The 23563-nt window shown below is 66.3% G+C and carries 23 protein-coding genes; 9 read left to right on the top strand and 14 right to left on the bottom strand.

Going from position 1 to position 23563, the window contains the following annotated elements; genetic code table 11:
- Positions 1–5: 5 nt before the first annotated feature.
- A complete protein-coding gene (locus AC2EAL_RS01645; protein ID WP_484722432.1) occupies positions 6–2324 on the bottom strand; it encodes a transglycosylase domain-containing protein in 2319 nt (772 codons plus the stop codon).
- Positions 2325–2601: 277 nt separating this feature from the next.
- Here AC2EAL_RS01645 and AC2EAL_RS01640 point away from each other — a divergent pair, with 277 nt between their 5' ends.
- The 3 genes from AC2EAL_RS01640 (at position 2602) to AC2EAL_RS01630 (ending at position 5700) form a co-directional block, all read left to right on the top strand.
- Positions 2602–2940: a P-II family nitrogen regulator gene (locus tag AC2EAL_RS01640; protein ID WP_137111689.1), complete on the top strand. Its 339-nt coding sequence runs from the start codon at positions 2602–2604 to the stop codon at positions 2938–2940.
- A 28-nt stretch (positions 2941–2968) separates the two neighbouring features.
- On the top strand, positions 2969–4492 hold the full coding sequence (locus tag AC2EAL_RS01635) for an ammonium transporter (protein ID WP_484722431.1): 1524 nt from the start codon (positions 2969–2971) through the stop codon (positions 4490–4492).
- Between the two features lie 344 nt (positions 4493–4836).
- Positions 4837–5700: a DMT family transporter gene (locus AC2EAL_RS01630; protein WP_484722430.1), complete on the top strand. Its 864-nt coding sequence runs from the start codon at positions 4837–4839 to the stop codon at positions 5698–5700.
- A gap of 160 nt (positions 5701–5860) precedes the next feature.
- On the opposite strand, the gene AC2EAL_RS01625 is transcribed toward AC2EAL_RS01630, so the two are convergent.
- The 7 genes from AC2EAL_RS01625 to smpB form a co-directional block, all read right to left on the bottom strand.
- Positions 5861–7180: an acetyl-CoA hydrolase/transferase family protein gene (locus AC2EAL_RS01625; RefSeq protein ID WP_484722429.1), complete on the bottom strand. Its 1320-nt coding sequence runs from the start codon at positions 7178–7180 to the stop codon at positions 5861–5863.
- A 57-nt stretch (positions 7181–7237) separates the two neighbouring features.
- Positions 7238–8113: a DMT family transporter gene (locus tag AC2EAL_RS01620; RefSeq protein WP_484722428.1), complete on the bottom strand. Its 876-nt coding sequence runs from the start codon at positions 8111–8113 to the stop codon at positions 7238–7240.
- 35 nt (positions 8114–8148) lie between these two features.
- Positions 8149–9327: an amino acid aminotransferase gene (locus tag AC2EAL_RS01615; RefSeq protein WP_484722427.1), complete on the bottom strand. Its 1179-nt coding sequence runs from the start codon at positions 9325–9327 to the stop codon at positions 8149–8151.
- Positions 9328–9346: 19 nt separating this feature from the next.
- A complete protein-coding gene (locus AC2EAL_RS01610; protein ID WP_484722426.1) occupies positions 9347–9850 on the bottom strand; it encodes a hypothetical protein in 504 nt (167 codons plus the stop codon).
- The gene (sseA, locus tag AC2EAL_RS01605; RefSeq protein ID WP_484722425.1) at positions 9851–10714 is read right to left on the bottom strand and encodes a 3-mercaptopyruvate sulfurtransferase; all 864 of its coding nucleotides are present in this window, start codon (positions 10712–10714) and stop codon (positions 9851–9853) included.
- A gap of 99 nt (positions 10715–10813) precedes the next feature.
- Positions 10814–11110 carry a hypothetical protein gene (locus AC2EAL_RS01600; RefSeq protein ID WP_484722424.1) on the bottom strand — a complete coding sequence of 99 codons (297 nt, stop codon included), beginning with the start codon at positions 11108–11110 and terminating at the stop codon, positions 10814–10816.
- 135 nt (positions 11111–11245) lie between these two features.
- Positions 11246–11725, bottom strand: a complete 480-nt coding sequence (gene smpB, locus AC2EAL_RS01595; RefSeq protein ID WP_484722423.1) for an SsrA-binding protein SmpB — start codon at positions 11723–11725, stop codon at positions 11246–11248.
- A 49-nt stretch (positions 11726–11774) separates the two neighbouring features.
- On the opposite strand from smpB, the gene AC2EAL_RS01590 reads away from it, so the two are divergent.
- Positions 11775–12215 carry an ion channel gene (locus AC2EAL_RS01590; protein ID WP_484722422.1) on the top strand — a complete coding sequence of 147 codons (441 nt, stop codon included), beginning with the start codon at positions 11775–11777 and terminating at the stop codon, positions 12213–12215.
- A gap of 36 nt (positions 12216–12251) precedes the next feature.
- On the opposite strand, the gene AC2EAL_RS01585 is transcribed toward AC2EAL_RS01590, so the two are convergent.
- A complete protein-coding gene (locus AC2EAL_RS01585; RefSeq protein WP_484722421.1) occupies positions 12252–14186 on the bottom strand; it encodes a lytic transglycosylase domain-containing protein in 1935 nt (644 codons plus the stop codon).
- Between the two features lie 140 nt (positions 14187–14326).
- On the opposite strand from AC2EAL_RS01585, the gene dapA reads away from it, so the two are divergent.
- The 5 genes from dapA (at position 14327) to AC2EAL_RS01560 (ending at position 18762) form a co-directional block, all read left to right on the top strand.
- The gene (dapA, locus tag AC2EAL_RS01580) at positions 14327–15199 is read left to right on the top strand and encodes a 4-hydroxy-tetrahydrodipicolinate synthase (RefSeq protein WP_484722420.1); all 873 of its coding nucleotides are present in this window, start codon (positions 14327–14329) and stop codon (positions 15197–15199) included.
- A 111-nt stretch (positions 15200–15310) separates the two neighbouring features.
- Positions 15311–15631, top strand: a complete 321-nt coding sequence (locus AC2EAL_RS01575; protein ID WP_484722419.1) for an ArsR/SmtB family transcription factor — start codon at positions 15311–15313, stop codon at positions 15629–15631.
- A gap of 55 nt (positions 15632–15686) precedes the next feature.
- The gene (locus AC2EAL_RS01570) at positions 15687–16718 is read left to right on the top strand and encodes a permease (RefSeq protein ID WP_484722418.1); all 1032 of its coding nucleotides are present in this window, start codon (positions 15687–15689) and stop codon (positions 16716–16718) included.
- A 51-nt stretch (positions 16719–16769) separates the two neighbouring features.
- Entirely contained in the window at positions 16770–17798 is a 1029-nt protein-coding gene (locus AC2EAL_RS01565) for a trans-3-hydroxy-L-proline dehydratase (protein WP_484722417.1), read from the top strand.
- Positions 17799–17910: 112 nt separating this feature from the next.
- Positions 17911–18762, top strand: a complete 852-nt coding sequence (locus AC2EAL_RS01560) for a DMT family transporter (RefSeq protein ID WP_484722416.1) — start codon at positions 17911–17913, stop codon at positions 18760–18762.
- A 33-nt stretch (positions 18763–18795) separates the two neighbouring features.
- Here the strand turns inward: AC2EAL_RS01560 and AC2EAL_RS01555 are convergent, their stop codons facing one another.
- The 5 genes from AC2EAL_RS01555 to AC2EAL_RS01535 form a co-directional block, all read right to left on the bottom strand.
- Positions 18796–20985 (bottom strand): 3-hydroxyacyl-CoA dehydrogenase NAD-binding domain-containing protein, encoded by a 2190-nt coding sequence (locus AC2EAL_RS01555; RefSeq protein WP_484722415.1) that lies wholly within the window; start codon positions 20983–20985, stop codon positions 18796–18798.
- Positions 20986–20989: 4 nt separating this feature from the next.
- Positions 20990–21433, bottom strand: coding sequence for a hypothetical protein (locus AC2EAL_RS01550; protein WP_484722414.1), 444 nt, complete (start codon positions 21431–21433; stop codon positions 20990–20992).
- Between the two features lie 185 nt (positions 21434–21618).
- Positions 21619–22602: a cupin domain-containing protein gene (locus AC2EAL_RS01545; RefSeq protein ID WP_484722413.1), complete on the bottom strand. Its 984-nt coding sequence runs from the start codon at positions 22600–22602 to the stop codon at positions 21619–21621.
- On the bottom strand, positions 22599–23060 hold the full coding sequence (locus AC2EAL_RS01540; RefSeq protein WP_484722412.1) for a hypothetical protein: 462 nt from the start codon (positions 23058–23060) through the stop codon (positions 22599–22601). Before AC2EAL_RS01540 ends, AC2EAL_RS01545 begins: the two co-directional genes overlap by 4 nt.
- Positions 23057–23527, bottom strand: a complete 471-nt coding sequence (locus AC2EAL_RS01535) for a cupin domain-containing protein (RefSeq protein WP_484722411.1) — start codon at positions 23525–23527, stop codon at positions 23057–23059. Before AC2EAL_RS01535 ends, AC2EAL_RS01540 begins: the two co-directional genes overlap by 4 nt.
- Positions 23528–23563 lie beyond the last annotated feature (36 nt).

Here is a 23563-nt window from a genome sequence, read left to right as displayed (position 1 = left end):
CGACCTCAGTTCCCGCCGCTCAGAAGATCGTCGATCTGTCCCGCCAGGTCGTTCGCCAGCCCGCCTCCGCCTGCGACCGGACCTTCCTGCACGGCCCCGACGGGCGGCGCGCCGTCATAGACCGGGATCGCCTCTCCGGTCTGCGGGTCGATATAGACCTCGTCATAGGTCGGTGCGTTCGGGTCGTCGAAATAGGGCACGTCCTCGGCCGCCACCGTGCCTTCGGTCGTGCTGGGGTCGATCGGCACATAGGTCGAATCCGGAATGTCGGTGACCAGAGGCTTCGCCGGCTGGCCTTCGTTGATCCGCACCATCACCTCATGCCAGATTTCCGCCGGCAGCCCCCCGCCGGTGACCCCGGACAGCGGGCGGTTGTCGTCGTAGCCCATCCAGACGCCCACCACGTAATCCGCGGTGAAGCCCACGAACCAGGCATCCCGCGCGCTTTGCGTCGTGCCGGTCTTGCCCGCCGCCTCGCGGTCGTCCAGCCGCGCCCGGCCCCCGGTGCCCGAGTTCAGGACCTCGGTCATCATGTAGGTCAGCCCATGCGCCGCCTTCTCGCTGATGACCCTCTCACCGATCCCGCCACCCGCGCCGAACAGGGGCTCGTCCATCCCCTTAAGCTTCAGCGCGTCGAACCCGTAGGGCGTGACCGACGACCCCCCGTTCAGGATGCCGGCAAAGGCCCCGGTCATGTCGATCAGCGTCGATTCCGACACCCCCAACGCCAGCGCCGGGCCGTCCGCGAAGTTCTGCGCCAGGCCGAAATCCGTCGCCACCTGCTTGACGAGGTCCCGCCCCACCGCCTCCGATACCCGCACCGCCGGAATGTTCCGGCTCTCCGCCAGCGCCTGGGTCAGCGTAATCTGGCCCTTGAACTCCTTGTCATAGTTCTGCGGACACCAGTCGCCCGACCCGGCCGTATAGATGCACAGGGGCGTGTCCTCGACATAGTCGAGCGGGCTGTAGCCCAGGTCCATCGCCACCGCATAGATGAACGGCTTGAAGGTCGACCCGGTCTGCCGCAACGCCTGCGTGGCCCGGTTGAAGTCCCCGGCGTTGGGCGTATTCCGCCCCCCCACCATCGCGCGCACCGCGCCATCCGCGCTCATCACCACGATGGCGGCCTGCGCCTCAGACCCCTTCTTGACCTTGTTCTCGAACACCCAGGCCAGCGCCTCCTCGGCCTTGCGCTGCATGTCCTGGTCCAGCGTCGTCTCGATGATGACGTCCTCGGTCGTGTCGCGCGCCAGATAGTCCGGCGTCGTCTCCATCACCCAGTCGGCGAAATACCCGCCCGACTTCTGCTTGGCCGCCTTCGACAACACTGCCGGATTGGCCCGCGCCTCGTCGGCCTCGGCCTTGGTGAGGTACCCCTGGTCCTCCATCAGCCCGATGACCACCGCCGCCCGGTTCTGCGCGCGTTCTAGGTTCGCCGTCGGTGCAAAGGTGGACGGAGCCTTCAGAAGACCCGCCAGCATCGCCGCCTCGGCCGGGCTCACGTCCTTGGCCGACTTGCCGAAATAGCGCTGCGAGGCCGCCTCGAACCCCCGCGCCCCCGCCCCCAGATAGGCGCGATTCAGGTAGATCGTCAGGATGTCTTCCTTGGAGTACTTGACCTCCATCGCCAGCGAGAAGGGCACTTCCTTGATCTTCCGCCACATACCCCCCCGGCGGCAGTCCTTTTCGTAGTCGGACTCGGACTTCCACTGTTTCGGGTCCCATTCCACGCCCAGACACAGAAGCTTGGCCGTCTGCTGGGTGATGGTGGACCCGCCGTTGCCTTCGAACGGCCCGCGGCCCTCGGACAGGTTGATCCGGATCGCGCTGGCGATGCCGCGCGGGCTGATGCCCAGGTGCCAGTAGAACCGCTTGTCCTCGGTCGCCACCACTGCATTGTGCAGGGCCGGGGCGACGCTGTCCGCGGTGATCATCCCGCCAAAGGTCTCGCCCCGCCAGGCAAAGACCTCGCCCTCGCGGTCCAGCATGGTGACCGAACCGCGCGCGCGGCCATCGACCAGCGCCTCAAGCTCGGGCAGCTGCGCGTAATAGTACCAGACAAAGCCGCCCAGGATCAGCGCGCCCATCGCCGTGCCGCGCCAGGCAATACCCCAGATCACCCGCCAGATCGCCAGGATCAGCCCCACGATCAGCCCGTGCTGCCGCTTGGGCCGGGCACTGCGCCGACGCGGAGCCTTCGGTGTCTTCGGGGCCGCAGGTTTGCGCGGGCCGCCGGTTGTGGCACCCGCCGATCCCCCTGACCGGGACGACGCATATCGTTTGTCTGCGACAAGGGGGCCGCGCCCCCGGTTTCCAGTTGCCATGCCTGCTCTTGCCACTCGTGACCAGGGTGCTTCCGACCCGTTTGTCCGGCAGCTTATCCCGGATTTCCGGGAAAGCGAAGTCTGGCAGACCGCGATTCGCATATCCAAGTTGCACAACAATTAGGCATATCTGCAAAAAGGTGCAAAAAATGTGCACCAAGTCTCCTGACCGGCCGTCGGCCTGCCGACCACTCCTTGTGCGCCCGCAGCAATCCCCTGCCAGATGTCAGGCGAAGGACCCACCCCTGGGTGCCTGCAAAAGACAGAGGGGAAAGACGTGAAGCTCATCATTGCAGCAATCAAGCCGTTCAAGCTCGAGGAGGTCCGCGAGGCGCTGACCGCCATCGGCGTGCGCGGGATGATGGTGACCGAGATCAAGGGGTTCGGCAGCCAGTCCGGCCACACCGAGATCTACCGTGGCGCCGAATATGCCGTGAACTTCGTGCCGAAGGTCCGGCTGGAAATCGTGGTCTCGGACGCCCTGTCCGACCAGGTCGTCGCCACGATCCAGAAGACCGCCAAGACCGACAAGATCGGCGACGGAAAGATTTTCGTCCTGGACGTTGAACATGCCGTGCGGGTGCGCACCGGCGAAACCGATGACGACGCGCTGTGATCCGGCGGGGAAGAGGGGAACACCTGACATGAAACTCGAAACGAAACTTGGCCTTGGCGCGCTTGCCGCGACGCTTTTCGCCAGCCTTCCCGCCTGGGCGCAGGAAGCGACGGCTGAAGCTGCGACCGAAGCCACGACTACGACTGCCGAACTTGTGCCCTACGTCTACGAGAAGACCGTGCACAACGGCGACGTCGCCTGGATGAGCATCGCAACCGTCCTCGTCCTTATGATGACGGTGCCGGGCCTCGCGCTGTTCTACGGCGGCCTTGTCCGCACCAAGAACATGCTGTCGATGCTGACCCAGGTCTTCGCGATCTCGGCCGTCGTCTGCATCATCTGGGTCGTCTACGGCTATTCGCTCGCCTTCTCTTACGGCGGGTCGATGGACACCTATGTCGGCGGCTTGTCGAAGATGTTCCTTGCGGGGGTCGATGCGACCACGCTGGTGCCGACCTTCACCAACGGGGTCTGGCTGCCGGAATACACCTTCATCGCCTTCCAGATGACCTTTGCGATGATCACGCCCGCGCTGATCGTCGGCGCCTTCGCGGAACGCTTCAAGTTCTCGTCGCTGCTGGTCTTCTCGATCCTCTGGGTGACCTTCATCTACTTCCCGATGGCCCATATGGTCTGGTGGTGGGGCGGCCCGGACTTCCTGGCCGAACAGCAGACCGCCAAGCTGATTGCCGAAGCCGCCGGTGACGCCGCCGCTGCCGAAGCCGCTGCCGCGAACCTGGCCGCGAACGGGCTGATCTGGAACTGGGGTGCCTTGGACTTCGCCGGTGGCACCGTGGTGCACATCAACGCCGGGATCGCGGGACTTGTCGGCTGCATCCTTCTGGGCAAGCGCGTCGGCTACGGCAAGGACTCGATGGCGCCGCATTCGCTGACCATGACGATGGTCGGGGCCGCGCTCCTCTGGGTCGGCTGGTTCGGCTTCAACGCCGGGTCCAACCTGGAAGCCAATGTGATCACCTCGCTTGCGATCGTGAACACCTTCGTCGCGGCTGCCGCTGCGGGCGTGGCGTGGATGTTCGCCGAATGGGCGCTGAAGGGCCGTCCGTCGCTCCTGGGCCTCGTCTCGGGCGTCATCACCGGCCTCGTCGCCGTGACCCCCGCCGCTGGCTTCGCCGGACCGATGGGCGCGATCTGCCTGGGCCTCTTCGCCGGTGCGGTCTGCTTCTGGTTCGTGGCCTACGTGAAGAACATGTTCAAGCTGGATGACAGCCTCGACGTGTTCGGCATCCACGGCCTCGGCGGGATCATCGGCGCCATCGGCACCGGCATCCTGGTCAACCCGGCGCTGGGTGGCGCGGGCATCCCGGACTACACCTCGGTCCCCGGCACGCTGCAGGTCGGCGCCTATGACATGGGCTTCATGCTGACGGCGCAGATCAAGGCGGTCCTGTTCACCGTGGCCTTCTCGGGCATCGGCTCCTTCATCCTCTTCAAGCTCGTCGACCTGGTCATGGGTCTGCGCGTCAAGGAGGAAGTGGAGCGCGAAGGCCTCGACATCGCCGAACACGGCGAGCGCGCCTACAACTACTAAGCCACGATCCGGCGGCAGGCGCTCCTCCCTCCCTGTCTGCCGCCGAGACCAGACGGCCCGCGGGTTCCTCCCCCTGCGGGCCGTTCCCTTTTCTGCCGGACGCCTCCTCGTTCGCCTTCGGCGCCTCGTCGGTGAATGCCCCAGCGAGGAGCGACGAAGTCGAACGACGAGCGTGTCGCGGTAAACGCCCGGTAAATGCCTGCAGCCAACCCCTTGATTTTGCTCTCCCGCGCTTTCCTGTCCTGCGTGGACATACCGGCGAGGAGGCGACGAAGTCGCACGACGAGCCCTTCCCTCCGCTTCCGCCCGCAGCTACCGTCCGACCGACGAAGGAATCCCCCCGCATGCAGCGCGACGGCAATCCCCTGAAAGGCGTGGCCCTGGTCCTGGCCGCGACCTTCCTCTTTGCCTGGGGCGACACGCTCGGCAAGCACCTCTCGATGCTGTATGCGGCCACCATGGTCCTCTCGGCCCGCTACCTGATCAACCTCGTCCTCGTCCTTCTCACCATGTGGCCCCGCCACCGCAGCGCCGTCTGGGCCACGAACCGCACCGGCCTCGTCCTCCTCCGCGGCCTCCTCCTCGCTGTCGCGACCCTCACCATGCTCCTCTCCCTCCGGGTGATGCCGGTGGCCGAGACGGTGGCGATCATCTACATCACCCCCGTCCTCCTGATGCTCGCCTCGGGGCCCATCCTGGGCGAGAAGGTCAGCGCCTTGGGCTGGCTCTGCGCCGCCTTGGGCTTCATGGGCGTCCTGCTCATCGCCCGCCCCGGCAGCGGCCTCGACCCCTGGGGCGTCACCCTCTGCCTTATCAACGCGACCCTCGGCACCGGCTACCACCTTCTCACCCGCATCCTGACCCGGACCGAGACGACGATGGCCCTCCTCTTCCACACCGCGCTGATCGGCTCCGTCCTCTCGGTCACCGCGACCCTGGTCATCGGAGGCGAGACGATGCCCACCCTCCCCGACATCGGCCTGATCCTGATCTACGGCACCTGCGCGACCGTGGGCCACCTCCTCCTGACGACAGCCTACCGCGAGGCACCGGCCTCCACCCTGGCACCCGTCAACTACATGCACATCGCCTTCGCCACGCTTCTGGGCTGGCTGGTGTTCCGGCAACTTCCCGACGCGCTCGGCTTCACCGGCATGGTGCTTATTGCGGCGGCGGGGCTTCTGTCCGCCTGGCGGGCCAGCCGCTGAAGCCGCTCGTCGATGACTTCGTCACTCCTCGCTGATCTCCCGACGAGAAGCCGAAGGCGCACGAGGAGGCGTTCTCCGAGGTGTGAAGAAACCCCTAACAAAAAATCTCAACCCATTGATTCAATAAGCATCCCAGGTTTTGTCCACCGTGGACACCGCCTCAGAAGAACCCCCGCGGGATCAGCCGGTGCTCATAGGCGTCCCGCTCCAGCTCCTCCCGGAAATCCGGGTGCGCGATGGAGATCAACGCCCGCGCCCGCTCGGCAATCGACCGCCCCTTCAGGTTCACCATCCCGTATTCGGTCACCACATACATCATGTCCGTCCGGGGCGTCGTCACCACGTTGCCCCGGGTCAGCGCCGTCACGATCCGGCTCTTCCGCTCCCCCTTCTTGTCGTAGGTCGAGGCGAGACACATGAAGCTTTTCCCGCCCTTCGACCCATAGGCCCCCCGCACGAACTGGAGCTGCCCCCCGGTCCCCGAGATATGCCGGAACCCGTCCGTCTCCGACGCCGCCTGCCCCTGCAGGTCGACCTGGGTCGTGTTGTTGATCGACACCACCCGGTCGTTCCGCATGATGTTGTGGGGGAGGTTGGTATAGTCCACCGGGTGGAACTCCACCTCCGGGTTCCGGTCGATGAAGTCGTAGAGATACTGGGCGCCGAGAGCGAAGGTGCAGACCATCTTCCCCGGATTAATCTGCTTCTTTGCCCCCGTCACCCGCCCCGCGCGATACAGGTCCACGATCCCGTCGGTCATCATCTCGGTGTGGATGCCCAGGTCCGAAACCGGACTCTCCGCCAAGAGCGAACAGACCGCATTCGGCATCCCCCCGATCCCGATCTGCAAGCAGGACCCGTCCTCCACCTCTGCCGCGATCAGCCGGGCGACGGCCTTGTCGACCTCGGTGGCCGCACCCTTCGGCAGCTCGGCCATCGGTCGGTCGTACCCTGGGATGATGTAGTCCACCTCGGACACATGCACCCCGGTCCCTTCGCCCATCACGTAAGGCAGGGTGGGCGTCTCCTCGACGATCACCACGCGGCCCCGCTCTACCAGCGCCCGCATCCACAGCGTGTTCGGACCGAAGTTGAAATACCCCCTCTCATCCATCGGCGCGGTCTTGAAGACCACGATGTCCGGCGGGTCGATGAAGCGGCGGTAGTAGTCGGGCACCTCGCCCAGATTCACCGGCAGGTAATGCGCCATCCCGGCGTCGTGCTTCCGGCGGTCGTAGCCGGAAAAATGGGTGGAGAACCAGTGGACGTGTTTGGCCTCCGGGTCCGCCTCCAGCACCGCGCGGGGGCGGGCGGTGAGGACGGACCGGAAGCGAAGGTCCGTAACCTCCCCCAGCCGTTTGGCCAGCGCCTCGTCAAAGGCATCGGGCTGTGCCAGCACCGCCCCGTAGTCGAGCCACATGCCCGACCGCACCAGCTCCGCCGCTTCCGCGGCCGTGATCCGCTTTGCTGACTTGGCCATTTCCATCCCCCCGGATTTTCGCTGCAGTCAAGCACGGGGCAGGGGGCCTGCCAAGCCTCAGCTGGTGGCAGAGATAAGGGCCGTGCCGATGACCGCCAGTGCGGCCCCGACCCAGGCCAGTGGGCCTGGAATGCGGCGGTAGACGGCCCAGACCATCGGCAGGATCAGGATGGGGGTGGTGGAGGATAGCGTGGTCACGATCCCCACATCCCCCCGCGCAAGCGCCGCCATCAGGAAGGACATCCCCACGACCATCCCGGCCAGCGCCGCAAAGCCGATGTGCCGGATCTCCGACCGCGAGGGCAGGGCGGCCGGGCGGAAGGCGGGGAGCGCAAGGAGCGCGATGAAGAACAGCGCCCCGGTCCCCGACCGCACCACCATAGCCGCCACCGGGTCGGCATCCTCCAGCATCGCGGGGCGGGCGAGGAGGCTGCCTAAAGCCTGCGCGAAAGAGGTGACAAGGCCAAGGCCGATGCCGATCCAAAGGGGCTTAGGCGTCCGCGCGCCCTCGTCCTGTTTGGGGCCCATGACCGCCAGCGCGATCCCCGCGACGATCAGGCCAACCCCTGCGGACTGGGTCAGGGTCACTGTCTCGCCTCGGAAGCCGAAGCCGAGTGCCAGGGCGAAGGGTGAGGCGGTGGTGAAGAGAAGCGCCGAAATCCTCGGGCCGGTAAACTGGATCGTCGCGATATAGGTCAGCGAACCGACCATGATGCCGGAGGCAGAGGAGGCGGTGAGCCAGAGGACCATTTCCAGGTCCAGCGTCTGCCAGCCCCCGGTGACCGCGACGATGGCGGCGGTCATCAGGCAGGCAAGGCTCATCTGCCATCGCGACAATTGCAGCGGGCCGACCCGGCCGGACACGCTGTCGATGAACATTGCCGAGGCCGCAAAGGCCGCCGCCGCTGCCAAGGACAGGACTACCGCAAGCACAGGCGCGACCCCCGTAGGGTGGGCAATCTGCCCACCTACCCGATGACAGATGCGATAGCAGCCGCCAGCACCGGCACGGTCTTCGCGTTCAGGCCCGCGATGTTGATCCGGCTGTCGCCGACCATATAGATGCCGTGCTCTTCCCGCAGCCGGTTCACCTGCGCTTCGGTCAGGCCCAGGCGGCTGAACATGCCACGGTGATGGGCGACGAAGTCGAACCGGTCCGAGTTCGTCGCGCGACGCAGCTCGTCGGCGAGTTGCTTCCGCAGCCCCAGCATGTTCTGGCGGACCTCCTCCAGCTCAGCCTTCCACTCGGCGGTCAGCGCCTGATCCTCAAGGATCATCGTCACCAGCCGCGCGCCGTGGTCCGGCGGGAAGCTGTAGTTCTGGCGGTTCAGGAAGTTCAGGTTGCCCTGCACCACGGCCTTGCGGTCAGGGGAGGTCAGGGCGACGAGAATCCCGGTCCGCTCGCGGTAGATGCCGAAGTTCTTGCTGCACGACGCCGCGATCAGCACCTCCGGGAAAGCCGCTGCGATCTTGCGGGTCGCGGCGGCGTCTTCCTCCAGCCCGTCGCCAAAGCCCTGGTAAGCGAGGTCGACGAAGGGCACCGCCCCTTTCTTCTGCAGAAGCCCGATCAACTGGTCCCACTGGTCCGCCGACAGGTTCGCGCCCGTCGGGTTGTGGCAGCAGCCGTGCAGCAGCACCGCATCTCCAGCCGCGACGCCCTCCAGGTCAGCCATCAGACCCGCGAAGTCGATGCCCGAGGTGGCGACGTCGAAGTAACGATACTCCACCCCGGTCATGCCGAGGTACTTCACGATCGACGGATGGTTCGGCCAGGTCGGCGCCGACATCCAGACCCGCGCCTTGGGGTTGGCCATCTTGATCAGCTCCAGCGCCTGCCGGATCGCCCCCGTCCCGCCGGGGGTCGCGACCGAGGCCGCGCGATCGGCGTAGCCGTCACCGAGGATCATCGACACCAAAGCCGCGTTGTAGGCGGGCTCACCGGCGAGACCCGTATAGGTCTTGGTCTTCTCCGTCTCCCACAGCTGCTTCTCGGCCGCCTTCACCGCGCGCATCACCGGGGTCAGGCCGGTCGCGTCCTTGTAGACGCCGACGCCAAGGTCGATCTTCGTGGTCCGGGGGTCGTCCCGGAACATGGCGATGAGTTGCAGGATCTTGTCCTGCGGCTGGGGATTCAGGGTTTCAAGCATGGCGGTTTCCAAGGGTTGGTCAGGCGCCGGCCGTGATCGCGGCCCTTGCCCGTCGGACATAGGCCCAGTGCCACAGCCAGAGCGGCACGGCAAGAAGGCCCGCGACGCTTCCCACCTCATGCGGGACCAGCGCGAGGATCTGCAAGGCACACCAGCCAAGGCCCGAAATCAGGCCGAAGGTCCCCCTGGTGACGCCGCAGGCTGCGGCCCGGGCCTTCAGCGAGGCCGCGACATTGCCGATGATCCAGAAATCCTCGACGAAGTTGTAAGGGATCAGGAACATCAGCCAGACCGATTTCGGGCGTGCGGCGCGGAAGGGTTCCGGGATCGCTTCCAGTACCCGTTGCAGGTCGCGGGCATACAGCGCCACGGCCAGAAGGAAGGCCAGAACAAGGACCGCCGAGCCCCAGGGACCAAGAAGCGCGAGTTCCGCCAGAAATCCCTTGTCGGGCCGCGCAAGGCTCCAGCCGATCAGGCCGCAGACGCCCGCCGTCAGCAGGAGCTTGAGCGCGATAAGGCGCATTCAGGGGCCAGTGGCGACCCGCAGGTCATCATACATACCCCATTCCGCCCAGGACCCATCATAGAGCGCGTGGTTCCGGTGCCCGACCCGCTCCAGCGCAAGCGACAGGATCGCTGCCGTCACCCCCGAGCCGCAGCTGGTGATCGCGGGTTTCCTCAGGTCGACACCTGCCGCCTCGAACACCTGCTTCAGGGCGGAAGGCGGCTTCATCGTGCCGTCGGGGTTCAGCACCTCGCCGAAGGGGATGTTCTTCGACCCCGGGATATGGCCTGACCGCAGGCCCGCCCGCGGCTCAGGCGCCTCGCCCCGGAAACGCGCCGCCGCACGTGCGTCGAGGATTTCGGCCTCGCCCAGCTTTGCCGCATGGGCAACTTGCGTCACGTCCTTCACCAGATGGTTCTGGCGGGAAACCGTCATGTGCCGGTCGCGGATCACCGGGGCCATGTCCTCGACCTCGCGGCCCTCGGCCTGCCATTTGGGGAATCCGCCGTCCAGCACCGCCACATCGGTCTTGCCCATCAGGCGGAAGGTCCACCAGACGCGGGCGGCCGAGAAGATTCCCGCCCCGTCATAGACCACCACCTGGTGCCCGTCCCCCACGCCCATCGCCCGCATCCGCGACATGAACTTTTCCGGCGGCGGGGCCATGTGGGGCAGGCTGGAGCGATGGTCGGAAATCTCGTCGATGTCGAAGAACCGCGCGCCGGGGATGTGGGCGGCGGCATACTCCGCCTTGGCATCGCGGTTCATCGCCGGAAGATACCAGCTGGCATCCAGCACCCGCAGATCAGGGTCGCGCAGGTGCTTTGCCAGCCAGTCGGTCGAGACCAGCGTCTTCGGATCATCCTGCGGCGATGGGGTCATGCGGGCCTCCGGGCGTTACCCGGATATACCCATGCGGGCGCGCATGGCGCAAGCGGCGCGGGGACGCGTGTTGCCCCCGCGCCTTGTCATTGTGTCCGGTTACTTGACCAGGGCCTTCTTCACCATCCCAAGGATTGCCGTCAGGACGGCTCCACCGACGCCACCGCCCGCGACGGACTGGATGATCGCGCCGATGTCGAGGCCTTCCAGCGCAGCGCCAGCCGCCGCAGCGGCATCACCGCCCAGCATGCCCATGAGCACTCCGCCAAGCCCGCCGCCGACGGCACCGGCGACCGAGTTGCCTGCCGTGCCGAGGCTGAGGTTCTTCAGCCCCGCGCCCGCAGCGTTACCGCCAATCAGACCCGCGATGATCTGGATGATCAGTTCAATACCCATGTCCCACTTACCTTTCCCTCTAGGCCGGTTCCCTTACCGGGTGATCCCGGCTTATCCCCCGGACTTCATGTCCGGCAGGGGAAATTCTGCCAGAAAGCGGCATTTCCAGCAAGAAATGTTCGAAAAGTGAAAGCTTCAGCCGCGGCTGTTCTGCTTCAAGAGCCGCGCCTTGTCGCGGTCCCAGTCGCGCTTGGCGCTGGTCTCGCGCTTGTCTGCAAGCTTCTTGCCCTTGGCGATCCCCAGCTTCAGCTTCACGATCCCGCGGTCGTTGAAGTACATCTTGATCGGCACGATGGTCATGCCCTCGCGGCCCACCGCGCTCCACAGGCGCGAGAGTTCCTTCTTGGAAACCAGAAGCTTGCGCCGCCGCCGCTCCTCATGCCCGAAGGTTTTCGCCTGCAGGTACGGCGCGATGTAGCCGTTGATGAGCCACAGCTCTCCGCCTTCAACCGAGGCATAGCTTTCCGCGATGTTCGACCCGCCCTGGCGCAGGCTTTTCACCTCTGACCCCAGAAGCATGATCCCAGCCTCCAGGTCGCTTTCGATGTGGTAATCGAAACGCGCCCGCCGGTTTTCGGCGATGAGTTTGGAGTTGGGATCGGACTTGGCCACCATGATCCGGTTCAGATAAGGTCTGGGGCAGGCTTAGTCCAGAAGGGTTGCAATGTTCGTCCAGATAGCATTCGGCACCGGGCTTCTGGTCGTGAACGTGCTGATCATGGCAGTAGCGGCGTTTCTCTTGGAGGCCGCCTTTAAGCGGGCCCATCCCTGGCTGATCGCCCAACCGCAGCGGCCGAAACTCCTTCTGATGCTGGTCGGCGTCTGCCTCTGGGTTCTTGCGGTGGTCACCTCGGGCGTCTGGATCTGGGCGCTGGCGCTGTTTGTGCTCGGGGCCTTCCCGACGCTGGAGGCCTCGGTCTACTTCTCGCTTGTCGCTTTCACCACACTGGGCCTTGGCGATGTGGTGGCCCCGCAGGAATGGCGCATCCTGTCGGTCATGGCAGCGGTGAACGGGTTCCTGAGCTTTGGCCTCTTGACCGCGCTCTTGGTCGAGGCTTTGCGCCAGGTCAGGCTGGCGCAGCTGGAGGTTCGGCACAAGGATTAAGGGCGCGATTTTTCGTCGAAAAATCGTGGTCCCGTCTCAACCTTTCAACTCTTCACTAATCCGCACCGGCCCGACCGCGCCCTTCAGCTTGGCCCGGTAGATCACCACGCCCTCGGCCACCCGCATCACATAGGTCCGGGTCTCGGCAAAGGGGATCGTCTCGACCCAGTCGACCACGTCGACATCCGCCCGCCGCGGGTCGCCGAATTCATTGATCCAGCGCCGAGGACGGCCGGGCCCTGCGTTGTAGCCCGAAGCGATGAGGGCGATGGACGGCCCGAACTCCTCGGCCATCTCGGCCAGGTACGCCGCGCCCATCGCGACGTTGTAGGCCGGATCGCTGAAGAGCTTGCCCGCGTCAAAGGGCTTGCCCAGCTTTGCCGCCATCAACTTGGCCGTCCCCGGCAGGACCTGCATCAGCCCCCGCGCATCGGCGCTGGAGCGTGCAGCCGGATCGAACTCGCTTTCCCGCCGCGCGATGGACAGCGCCAGCGCCCGGCTGACCTTCAGCCCGTCGGGCACGAAATCCGGCGTGGGGTAATAGGCGTGCGGCAGGATCAGCCCGCGTTCGGCGGCAGCCTTGGCCACCAGAAGGGCCAGATGCGGCTCGTCCCAGGCCAGCGCCATGTCGGCCATCTGCGTCAGCCCCGTTTCATCCTGGCTTTCGCCAAGGTGCAACAGGAACCGCTTGGCCAGCGTGAGGTCGCCCGCCTTCAACAGAAGCTGCGCTGCGGCCAGGACCGAAGATTGGGTGAAGCCCGCACCTTGCCAATCAGGGGCCGCAGGCCGGGCCAGAAGGCTTGCATCCAGCGTCAGCCCCAGCCGTTCCGCCGCCAGCAGGCCGTAGAACGCGGTCTGGTGCTGGGCCGCGGCCTTGTAGCTGGCAGTGCCGTCCTTGCCCGCCGCCTCTTGCGCGCGCCCGATCCAGTAATGCGCCCGCGCCAGGCTGATGGGCGTCGAGACCCCGGCCAGAAGGTGCTGGAAGTGCTTTTCCGCTGTGGCCGGATCGTCAAGGCGCCGGAGCGCGATGAAGCCCGCCAGGAACTCCAGATCGGCATAGGCCGAGGCACCGCTGTCGACGGGCAGGAAGTGGTTGGCCGCCACCCGGTAGGCCGCCTTGGCCTTGCCGTTCCGCATCAGATAGCGCGCCAGTACCGCCCGGCGTTCGGCCCAGGCTTCCGGGCGACCCAGGCTTTCCGCCGAAACGGACCGCTCCAGGATCAGCTCCTGCGCCTCGTCATAGAGGTCCTTCTTCATCCGCCAGATGAACCGGTCGTAGGCCAGGCCAGGGTCGCCCGTCCGACTTTTCGGCACGGCCTCGATCAGACCGGTGACGCCCTTGGCTTCGGTCTGCAGGGCGATGCGGGCGCGGGCGAGGGCCTGCAGGTCCTCGGGCACGCGGGGAAGCATACGCTCGGCTTCCTGCCTACGACCGTCCCAGAGGAGGTTGTCCAGGCGCAACTCGTGAACAAAGCCCACGGCTTCGGGGGCAAGGGCGATCATCGCCTGCTCGTCCTCGGCGCTGAACGGCAGCTCGGCCCAGGCACGCATCGCCTCGGTCTCGGCATCCGCTGCCCGGCCCGCCGCCAGAAGGGCGCGGACATAGGCGATGGCGCCTTCCCCGGTTTCCGGCGGGCCGACCTCAAACCAGGCGATCACCCGGGCCGGATCGTCGGACCGCGCCACCGCCTCTTCGCCCTTTTCCCGCATCAAGGGCAGGCCGGGCCAGTCCGGGCGGCGCGCGAGGAACTCCTCGTACTCCCCCAGCCGCCCTTCGCCCGCCCGCAGGCGCTGCCATTCGATGACGTCGCGCCCGACGCCCGAGGGCGCCACGGCCAGCGCGCCGTCCCAATCCTTGCCCGCGGCCAGCTCCAAAGCCGTCCGCATTGCCTGTGTCGTGTCTGCTGCTGCCGGAAACGTCTGGAGGCCAAGGGCCAGGACCAGCGCCCGGATCATGTTCTTGCTGCTCATGACGTTGAATCTGCCTGAGCGCCCGCCCGCGGACAACCCACGAGTGCGTTAGTGGGCAACACTTGGCAGCGGGCCTGCCAGCCGCTATGAGAAGCGCGCTAAAGCCCGGGCAATTCCGCCCATCGAGAAGGAGAAGCGTCATGATCAGAGGGTCCCTTCCTGCCCTGGTGACGCCGTTCAAGAACGGCGAGCTGGATCTGGTGACGCTGAAGAAACTTGTCGACTGGCACATTGCCGAAGGCAGCCACGGGATCGTGCCGGTGGGGACGACGGGGGAAAGCCCGACGCTATCCCATGCCGAACACCAGAAGGTCATCGAAGAGGTGGTGGCCGCTGTTGCAGGCCGGGTTCCTGTCATCGCGGGCGCAGGCTCGAACAACACCGTCGAAGGCATCAGCCTGATGCGCCATGCCGAGAAGGTCGGCGCCACCGCAGCGCTGGTCGTGACGCCCTATTACAACAAGCCGACGCAAGCGGGCCTGATCGCGCATTACACCGCGCTGCACGACTGCTGCCAGCTGCCGATCGTGATCTACAACATCCCCGGCCGCTCGGTCATCGACATGTCGCCCGAGACGATGGGAACGCTAGCCAAGCTGCCCCGGATCATCGGGGTCAAGGACGCGACCGGCAAGATCGAGCGCGTCTCGATGCAGCGCGCCTCTTGCGGGGCGGATTTCATCCAGCTTTCGGGCGAAGACGCGACCGCACTGGGCTTCAACGCCCATGGCGGCGTCGGCTGCATCTCGGTGACCGCCAACGTCGCCCCGCGCCTCTGCGCCGAGTTCCAGGAGGCCACCCTGCGCGGCGACCACGCCAAGGCGCTGGAGTACCAGGACAAACTGATGCCGCTGCACGAGGCGATCTTCATCGAGCCGGGCCTCGTGGGCGCCAAGTACGGTCTCTCGCTCCTCGGCCTCTGCTCCGAGGAAGTCCGCCTGCCCTTGGTCGGTCTGACCGACGGGACCAAGGCCAAGATCAAGGCCGCGATGAAGCACGCCGGGCTGATCTGACGCCCCTTGGTCGCGCAGTGCGACCGTGGAATTGACGCCGCTGGCCACCGCCCTGGCCAGCGGCGTTCTCGTTTCGCTTTACAAAACTAGATTCGTAGTTATGTTGAGGGCATGACCACGATGACCACAGAAGCCCGCGCCCTTGCAGCCCTTGGCCATGATGCCCGGCTGTCGATCTTCCGTCTGCTGATCAAGGCGGGGGAGGGCGGTCTGAATGTCGGCCAGATCGGCGCGCATCTTGGCATCGCGCCCTCGACCCTTGCGCACCACCTGGGTACGCTCGTCGACGCCGGTCTTGTCTCGCAAGAAAAGATCGGCCGCGAGGTGGTGAACCGCGCCGAATTCAACGCAATCCGTCGCCTGTCGAGCTTCCTTGTCGCGGAATGCTGCGCAGGCCTGCCCGCCCTGACCCCGGAGGAGGCCACCGTCTGAACGTCAGGCCTTTTCGCGATCCAAAGAAACCACAAATCTAGGGATATAGAATATTATGAACACTCTCGCCCCTCCCGCCCCATCCCCGCTGACGCTGCGCCTCAAGCCCTGGCGCGTCGGTCTTGTCAGTCTGGCCCTCCTCGCGCTTGTCGCCCTGATTTCGCCGACCCAAGGCGCCGAAACCGCCCGCTTCACCGTTGACGCCCTGGTCGGCGTCCTGCCGTTCCTCCTCGCCTCGGCCGCGCTGGCCGCCTATGCCATCGCCTCGGGTGCCGATGCGGTGATCGCCCGCGCCTTCACTGGCAGCCCGGCCCGCATGATCGTGCTCGCCGCCCTGATCGGCGCGCTGTCGCCTTTCTGCTCATGCGGCGTCATCCCGATCATCGCGGCCCTTCTGGCCATGGGTGTGCCCCTCGCCCCCGTCATGGCCTTCTGGCTTGCCTCGCCGATCATGGACCCCGAGATGTTCGTCCTGACCTGGGGCATCCTCGGCCTTGACTTCGCGCTGGCCAAGACCGCCGCCGCCATCGGCCTCGGCCTCTTGGGCGGCACCGTCACGCAGGCGCTTGGCGGCTGGCTCGGCGCGCAGACCTTGCGCGAAGGTGCCACCTCCTGCTCCTGCTCGGCCAAAGCCAAGGCGCGCGGGACAAAGCCCATCGCCTGGGCCGTCTGGCAGGACCCAACCCGCCGCCAGACCTTTGGCACCGAACTGTTCCGCACCGCACGCTTCCTGGTCCAGTGGCTGGTGCTGGCCTTCCTCTTGGAAAGCCTGATGCTGGCCTTCATCCCGGCTGAAACCATCGCGACCCACCTGGGCGGCAGCGGCCTTGGCCCGATTGGCCTGGCCACGCTCGTCGGCGTCCCTGCCTACCTGAACGGCTATGCCGCCCTGCCCCTGGTCAGCGGGTTGATGGAGCAAGGCCTGCAGCCCGGCGCCGCGATGGCTTTCCTGATCGCGGGCGGCGTCACCTCGATCCCCGCCGCCATGGCCGTCTGGGCGCTGGTCCGCCCCCGCGTCTTCGCGCTTTACCTTGGCCTCTCCTTGACCGGCGCCTTCCTGGCCGGGCTTGCCTTCAGCCTGGTCTGAGGCCCCTTGCCATTCTGCCTCCGCCCGGCCAGTTTCCGGGAGGAGGCCCCCATGCGCAGTTCAAAGACCCTTCATGTAATCTCCGCCCATGCCGAGGGCGAGGTCGGTGACGTCATCGTCGGTGGCGTCGCCCCACCAGCAGGCAGCACCCTGTGGGAGATGCGCGAGACCCTCTGGCGCGACCAGACCCTTCGCAACTTCGTCCTGAACGAACCGCGCGGTGGTGTCTTCCGGCACGTGAACCTGCTGGTTCCCCCCAAGGACCCCCGCGCGCAAATGGGCTTCATCATCATGGAGCCCGAGGACAACCCGCCGATGTCCGGGTCCAACTCAATCTGCGTCGCCACGGTGCTGCTGGACAGCGGAATCCTCCCGATGACCGAGCCGGTGACCGAGCTGACCATCGAAGCCCCCGGTGGGCTGGTCACCATCCGCGCCGACTGCCGGAACGGCAAGGCCGAGCGCATCCATGTGCGGAACCTCCCCTCCTTCGCTGACAAGCTGGCTGTGCCGCTGGACGTCCCCGGCTTGGGCCGGATCACCGTGGACACGGCCTATGGCGGCGACAGTTTCGTCGTGGTCGACGCCCAGGCGCTGGGCTTCACCCACGCACCCGAGGACGCACATGCCATGGCGAAACTCGGCGTTCAGATCACCACGGCCGCCGACGAACAGCTTGGCTTCCATCACCCCGAAAATCCCGACTGGCGGCACTTCTCCTTCTGCCTCTTCGCCGGGCCGCTCACCAAGGTGGCGGACGGTTGGGAGACGCAACACGCCGTCTCGATCCGCCCCGGCAAGATCGACCGTTCCCCCACCGGAACTGCCGTCTCGGCCCGCCTGGCCCTGCTCGCCGCCCGAAATCAGATCGGCCCAGGCGAGGTCCTGCGCGCGCACTCGCTGATCGGCGGCCAGTTCGAAGGCCGGATCATTGGCACCGCCAAGGTTGGCGACCTGGATGCGATCCTGCCCGAAATCTCCGGCCGCGCCTGGATCACCGGGACGCACCAGCACATGCTCGACCCCGAGGACCCCTGGCCGCAGGGCTACCGCCTGTCGGACACCTGGGGCGCGCGGTGAGCCTTCCCCCGGCGTTTCCGGGCGACGCACCAACCATCCCGCGCCCCCTCTCCCTGCAAGGGGGAGGGCTGGGGAGGGGGTCTCGCGCCGCCGAGGCCCGGATAGCCCACCCATGCCCCTGACCGACAACCAGCGCGGTGCGCTGTACATGACCGCCTCGATGGCCGGGTTCGCGGTCGAGGACGTCTTCGTCAAGGCCGCCGCCCAGACGCTGCCCCTCGGCCAGGTCCTCTTGACCATTGGCCTCACCGGCATGCTGGTCTTCGCCGCCATGGCCTCACGGGCTGGCGAGGCGCTTATGCCCCCCGCCTTCCTGTCGCGCCCGATGCTGATCCGCTGCGGGTTCGAGATTACCGGGCGGCTCTTCTACGGCCTTGCCATCACTCTCACGGCCCTCTCTACCACCTCGGCCATCCTGCAGGCCACGCCCCTTGTCGTTGTCGCGGGCGCGGCGCTGGTCTTTGGCGAAAGGGTCAGCCTGCAGCGCTGGATCGCCGTGCTGGTGGGCTTTGTCGGTGTGCTTGTCATCCTGCGCCCCGGCTCCGACTTCTCGGCCCTCTCGCTCCTCGCCGTCGTGGGCCTCCTCGGCTTCGCCGGCCGCGACCTCGCCACCCGCGCCGCACCCAAGGGCCTGTCGAACCGCCAGCTTGGAGCGCTGGGCTTTGCCATGCTGGCGACCGCAGGGGCGATCCTGCTGGTGGTCACCGGCGGCGCCCGGGTGCCCACGGGCCCAGACCTGGCCCACCTGGCCGGGGGCGTCGTCTTCGGCATGGCAGGCTACCACGCCCTGACCTACGCCATGCGGACCGGAGAGGTCGGGGCCGTCACGCCCTTCCGCTACACCCGGCTGATCTTCGCGATGGTCCTGGCGATGCTGCTGTTCGGCGAACGGCCCGACCTTGCCACCTGGATCGGGGCCGGGCTGGTCGTGGGGTCGGGGATCTTCACGCTGACGCGAAAGTAGGGTGGGCAGCTTGCCCACCCTACCTTAAGTCACTCAGGCCGCAGCCTTTTCCCCGCCGAACCGGCCGTAGAAGGTCTGCCCCTTCTCGGCCATCTCGCGCAAAAGCGCCGGTGCATGGAACCGCGGCCCGAACTGCGCCGTCAGGCCCCGGCAGATCTCCACCGCCCGGACCGCACCGATGATGTCGAGCCACGAGAACGGCCCGCCCGACCAGGGCGCAAAGCCCCAGCCCAGGATCGCGCCGACGTCGCCCTCGCGGATGTCGGTCAACACGCCCTCTTCCAGCGCGCGCACAGCTTCCAGCACCTGTGCAAACAGAAGCCGGTGCTGCACGTCGGTCAGGCTGGGCTGCATCTTGTCCTGCGGGTACTTCTGCTCCAGCCCCTCCCACAGGCCCAGACGCTCGCCCTTGTCGCTATAGGCATAGAACCCTGCATTGGCTTTCTTGCCCAGACGGCCCTGATCCGCCATCCAGAACAGGACATGGTCCACCGCCTCGTCCGGATAGTCCTTGCCCATCGCGGCCTTCGTGGCCTTGGCGATCTTCACCCCAAGGTCGATGGACGTCTCGTCCACCAGCTGCAGCGGGCCCAGCGGCATGCCCACCAGCTTCGCCGCGTTCTCCACCAGCGCCGGTTCCACGCCTTCGGCCACCATGCGGATGCCTTCGTTGATGTAGGGAATGATGCAGCGGTTGGCATAGAAGAAGCGGGCGTCGTTGACGACGATCGGGGTCTTCCGGATCTGCCGCACGAAGTCGAGCGCCTTCGCCACCGCCCGGTCGCCCGTCGCCTTGCCCCGGATGATCTCCACCAGCATCATCTTGTCCACGGGCGAGAAGAAGTGGATGCCGATGAACTGCTCCGGCCGCTTGCTTGCGGCCGCCAGCCCGGTGATCGGCAGGGTGGAGGTGTTCGTCGCATAGATGCAGTCCGCGCCCACCGCGGCCTCCACCTTCGCCGTCACCTCGGCCTTGATCTTCGGGTCCTCAAAGACCGCCTCAACCACCAGGTCCACCTCCGCCAGCGCCGCGTAGTCCGTCGTCGCCGTGATCCGGCCCAGCACCTCGGCCTTCTTCTCGGCCGTCACCTTGCCGCGCTTCATCCCCTTGTCGAGGATGCCCTCGGAATGAGCCTTGCCGCGGTCCGCCGCGTCTTGCGTCGAGTCGATCAGGACGACCTCGATCCCCGCATTGGCGCTGACATAGGCGATCCCCGCCCCCATCATCCCCGCGCCGATGACGCCCAGTTTCCTGACCGCCTGATCCTCGACCTTCGGCCGGTTCGCGCCTTTCTCCAGCGCTTCCTTGTTGATGAACAAGGACCGGATCATCGCCGAAGAGGAGGGGTTCATCAGGACCGACGTGAAGTGCCGCGCCTCGATCTTGAGGGCGGTGTCGAACGGGACGAGCGAACCCTCATAGACCGCGCCCAGCAACGCCTTCGCCGCCGGATAGACCCCCATCGTCTTGCCATGCACCATGGCACTGGCGCCGACAAAGGTCGGGAACCCCGCCGGATGATAGGGCGCGCCGCCGGGCATCTTGTAGCCCTTGGCGTCCCAGGGCTTCACAAGGTCCGCATCCGTTGCCGACAGCACCCATTCCTTGGCGCGCTTCAGCAGATCCTCGGGTGCCACGACCTCATCGATCAGCCCCGCGCCCTTGGCTTCCTTGGGCGAGACGAGCTTGCCTTCCAAGAGGAACGGCGCCGCCATCATCGCGCCGAGCTTGCGCGACAACCGCGTCGTTCCACCCGCGCCGGGGAAGATGCCGACCATGATCTCGGGCAGGCCGATCTTGGCCTTCGGGTTGTCAGCCGCGATGATCCGGTGGCAAGAGAGGGGCAGCTCCAGCCCGATCCCCAGCGCGGTGCCGGGCAGGGCGGCCACGATGGGCTTGCCGCCCTTCAGCGTCTTCGGGTCCATCCCGGCGCGCTCGATCTTGCGCAACACCTGGTGCATCTGCATCACGCCGTCAAAGATCGCCTGAGCGCCCCCCGCCCGCATCTGGGCAATGACGTTCAGGTCCATCCCCCCGGCAAAGTCCTTCTTGCCAGAGGTGATGATGATCCCCTTCACGCCAGCATCCGCCAGCGCCTGATCGACCATGCCGCTCAGGGCCATGAAAGCCTCTGTCGACATCACGTTCATCGACTTGGACTTAACGTCCCAGGTGATGGTGGCGACGCCGTCGGCGTCTGTGGTCATGGTGAAATCGGTCATCTCATTACTCCTCGATCGTCCAGGTGTCAGAGCCGAGCCGTGAGTAAAGCATCGGCCAGCGCACATCGTCGGTGGTGTTGTGGATTTTTTCCGCCTTCCAGATCCCGTCGAAGCAGCCGATCCACATCTTCGAATGGAAGGTCGGCAGAACTTGCCGTGGCCCATCCAGAAGGCGGGTCTCATAGATGCCGACGATGTGGTCGTTCCCCTGGAACCGGGCGACTTTGACGGTCCGCACCATGTCGGACACGCCCAGGCTGCGCATCATGTCGCAGTATTCGTCAAAGCCGTCCTGCAGGTCATCGACCGTAGCAATCGTCAGGTTCGCCGAAGAGGTCAGGATGTTCAGGGGCAGCTGGATCAGCGAGCAGTAGGTTTCGAACCGCTCGGTCAAGACGGCTTTGCCGACCTCGTCCAGATAGGTCTGCAGGATGGTGCGTGGCTGCACTGAAATCATCTCCTTGCAAAAGCGGCGGCGTACACCCCTGGCAAGGAGGTGGCTTGGGTACACGCCTCCCGTCATATGAGTTGGCAGTGGACCATGCAGGGTCCTGCAATGCAAGGTAGAGGAAACCATTGGAAGGTTCCCGCGAACGGCGAACTGCCCGCTCTGGAGCGTCACGTGCAAACCCATCACCTGCCCACCTCGCGCGGCCAGCCGGGATAGGGGGTGCCGTCCTTGTGTGCGAAGGTCCGCAGCCCGTTTCGGCGCGTGTAGTGCAGGTCGATGTCGGGATAGGTCGCCTCGTCCTCGGCAAAGCGCGAGCCGACGATGAACAGTGTTGCGGGGGCCGAGCCGTCATTCCGCAGGCAGTGGGCGATCGGCACGCCAGCAGGCCAGCAGACGCAAGTGCCCGGGCCGATCAGCTGCGGTCCGTCGTCCTCGATCAGCGTCACCGTGCCGTCCAGGACATACAGGAACTCGTCCTCGTCCGAGTGCCAGTGCCGCAGGCTGGTCTGACCGCCGGGGGCCAGGATTTCGACAAATGCGCCGAACTGGGTCAGGCCGCCGGCATCTGACAAGGCGATGTCCCAGGCATCGCCCAGGTCCGAGAACTCGGCCGGGTAATTGTTGGCGCAAAGGACCTTTGGCACCGACCCGGCCCGCAGCACGTTCGGACGGGCCGAGCCGTCCCAAGGGCTGCCCCAGGGCGCGCGAAGGTGCAATAGCTCCTCCGGCAGGTCGCCCGACCGCAGGACCGACCCGTCCGCCGCCTCGACCCGCCAGGTCGTGTCACCGTTGATCTGGCGCTGGCCCTCGTCGGGGTAGGTGCAGATGTCGCCCCGGCAGCGCGAGCCTACGATCAGCCAGCGCGCAGGCACATCCCCCCGGTTCGTCAGGTGGTGCCCGTTCGGCTGCCCATGTGGCCAAGCGACTGCATCGCCGGGGAAAAGGTCGGTCATCCCGTTATCGTCGTGCAACGTGGCCGTTCCGGACAGAAGGTACAGGAACTCGTCCTCGGCCGAATGCCAGTGCCGCCGGCTGGACCATGCCCCCGGCATCAGCGTGTCGAGATAGGCGCCAAACTGGGTCAGCCCGCCGCCTTGCGACAGATAGACGGTGACCCCGCCGTTCTCGCCTTCGTCCTGGGGTGCGGTTGCGGGATCGACGATCATGATGTGACCCCTGCCTTGGCATCGCGGTCGACATTGGCGAAGAGGTCGCCGTCGGTCAGAGGCCATCGCGTGGCAGTCAGCATGTCATACCGCGCCTCGGAAAACAGCCAGCGGTCGCCGCGCCGGACCAGCGTGTGCCGCGAGACATGCGCGCAGGCCATGGGCTCGCCCTCCGCCAGCGTATGCGTGTGATGCCAGCCCTCGATGCGATCCCGGGCGACATAGTCTGCGGCTCGCGCCACGCGCTCGTAATGGGTGACACCGCGCGACCTCAGACCTAGCGACAATGCGTCAAAGGTCGGGTGCAGGTCGGCAACCGAAGTCACGAGCAGATCGGCTTTCGCGGTATGAATGAGGTAGGGCAGATCGATCATCGCGGCATAGGCGTTGAAATCCGCCGCCATCACAGCACGCGACACCGTATCCAGCGCATCCTGATAGATCGTCAGTGGGTTCATCGCGGACCGTTCCAGTCGCTGCCGTCCTTGTAGGTGAACCGGGCGCGTCCCCCCTCGATTTCGACCCGGAGGTCGACATCGGAATAGGTCGCCACCTCGCGCGGGGCCTTGGTGCCCACCACCAGAAAGCGTGCCACCTTGTCGGTCCGGTTGATGAAATGGTGCCCGTCCGTCGACCCGGCCGGAAAGGCCGCGCAGTCGCCCGGTCGCATCACCGTCTCGCCCGCATCCTGCACCAGCGTGCACTCACCTTCGGTCACCATCACGAACTCGTCCTCGTGCTGATGCCAATGCCGCAGACTGGACAGCGCCCCGGGCTCCAGCGTCACCAGGTTCGCCCCGAACTGCGTCAGCCCCCCCGCCTCGCCCAGCCGCAGCGAGGACCGCCCCCGCATCATGCTGGCGTAGGGTTCAGGGTAGATCGAGCCGGTCTTCACCGGGACTTTCGCGGGATCAATGACGGGCATTTGGGGTCTCCACCGATGGGGCCTGTGCCCGACCGG

Source organism: Tabrizicola sp. T74 (assembly GCF_057219935.1).
Note: the sequence above shows the minus strand (reverse complement) of the source record. Positions and strands in the feature narration are given on the sequence as shown.

What these genes read in the sequence shown, in the direction of transcription:
- AC2EAL_RS01585 (WP_484722421.1), bottom strand. Translation starts at nt 14,186, where the DNA reads ATGAGCAGCAAGAACATGATCCGGGCGCTGGTCCTGGCCCTTGGCCTC.
- AC2EAL_RS01625 (WP_484722429.1), bottom strand. Translation starts at nt 7,180, where the DNA reads ATGGCCAAGTCAGCAAAGCGGATCACGGCCGCGGAAGCGGCGGAGCTG.
- AC2EAL_RS01630 (WP_484722430.1), top strand. Translation starts at nt 4,837, where the DNA reads ATGCAGCGCGACGGCAATCCCCTGAAAGGCGTGGCCCTGGTCCTGGCC.
- AC2EAL_RS01570 (WP_484722418.1), top strand. Translation starts at nt 15,687, where the DNA reads ATGAACACTCTCGCCCCTCCCGCCCCATCCCCGCTGACGCTGCGCCTC.
- AC2EAL_RS01555 (WP_484722415.1), bottom strand. Translation starts at nt 20,985, where the DNA reads ATGACCGATTTCACCATGACCACAGACGCCGACGGCGTCGCCACCATC.
- AC2EAL_RS01610 (WP_484722426.1), bottom strand. Translation starts at nt 9,850, where the DNA reads ATGCGCCTTATCGCGCTCAAGCTCCTGCTGACGGCGGGCGTCTGCGGC.
- AC2EAL_RS01560 (WP_484722416.1), top strand. Translation starts at nt 17,911, where the DNA reads ATGCCCCTGACCGACAACCAGCGCGGTGCGCTGTACATGACCGCCTCG.
- AC2EAL_RS01545 (WP_484722413.1), bottom strand. Translation starts at nt 22,602, where the DNA reads ATGATCGTCGATCCCGCAACCGCACCCCAGGACGAAGGCGAGAACGGC.
- AC2EAL_RS01645 (WP_484722432.1), bottom strand. Translation starts at nt 2,324, where the DNA reads ATGGCAACTGGAAACCGGGGGCGCGGCCCCCTTGTCGCAGACAAACGA.
- AC2EAL_RS01600 (WP_484722424.1), bottom strand. Translation starts at nt 11,110, where the DNA reads ATGGGTATTGAACTGATCATCCAGATCATCGCGGGTCTGATTGGCGGT.
- dapA (WP_484722420.1), top strand. Translation starts at nt 14,327, where the DNA reads ATGATCAGAGGGTCCCTTCCTGCCCTGGTGACGCCGTTCAAGAACGGC.
- AC2EAL_RS01575 (WP_484722419.1), top strand. Translation starts at nt 15,311, where the DNA reads ATGACCACGATGACCACAGAAGCCCGCGCCCTTGCAGCCCTTGGCCAT.
- AC2EAL_RS01565 (WP_484722417.1), top strand. Translation starts at nt 16,770, where the DNA reads ATGCGCAGTTCAAAGACCCTTCATGTAATCTCCGCCCATGCCGAGGGC.
- smpB (WP_484722423.1), bottom strand. Translation starts at nt 11,725, where the DNA reads ATGGTGGCCAAGTCCGATCCCAACTCCAAACTCATCGCCGAAAACCGG.
- AC2EAL_RS01590 (WP_484722422.1), top strand. Translation starts at nt 11,775, where the DNA reads ATGTTCGTCCAGATAGCATTCGGCACCGGGCTTCTGGTCGTGAACGTG.
- sseA (WP_484722425.1), bottom strand. Translation starts at nt 10,714, where the DNA reads ATGACCCCATCGCCGCAGGATGATCCGAAGACGCTGGTCTCGACCGAC.
- AC2EAL_RS01635 (WP_484722431.1), top strand. Translation starts at nt 2,969, where the DNA reads ATGAAACTCGAAACGAAACTTGGCCTTGGCGCGCTTGCCGCGACGCTT.
- AC2EAL_RS01540 (WP_484722412.1), bottom strand. Translation starts at nt 23,060, where the DNA reads ATGAACCCACTGACGATCTATCAGGATGCGCTGGATACGGTGTCGCGT.
- AC2EAL_RS01535 (WP_484722411.1), bottom strand. Translation starts at nt 23,527, where the DNA reads ATGCCCGTCATTGATCCCGCGAAAGTCCCGGTGAAGACCGGCTCGATC.
- AC2EAL_RS01615 (WP_484722427.1), bottom strand. Translation starts at nt 9,327, where the DNA reads ATGCTTGAAACCCTGAATCCCCAGCCGCAGGACAAGATCCTGCAACTC.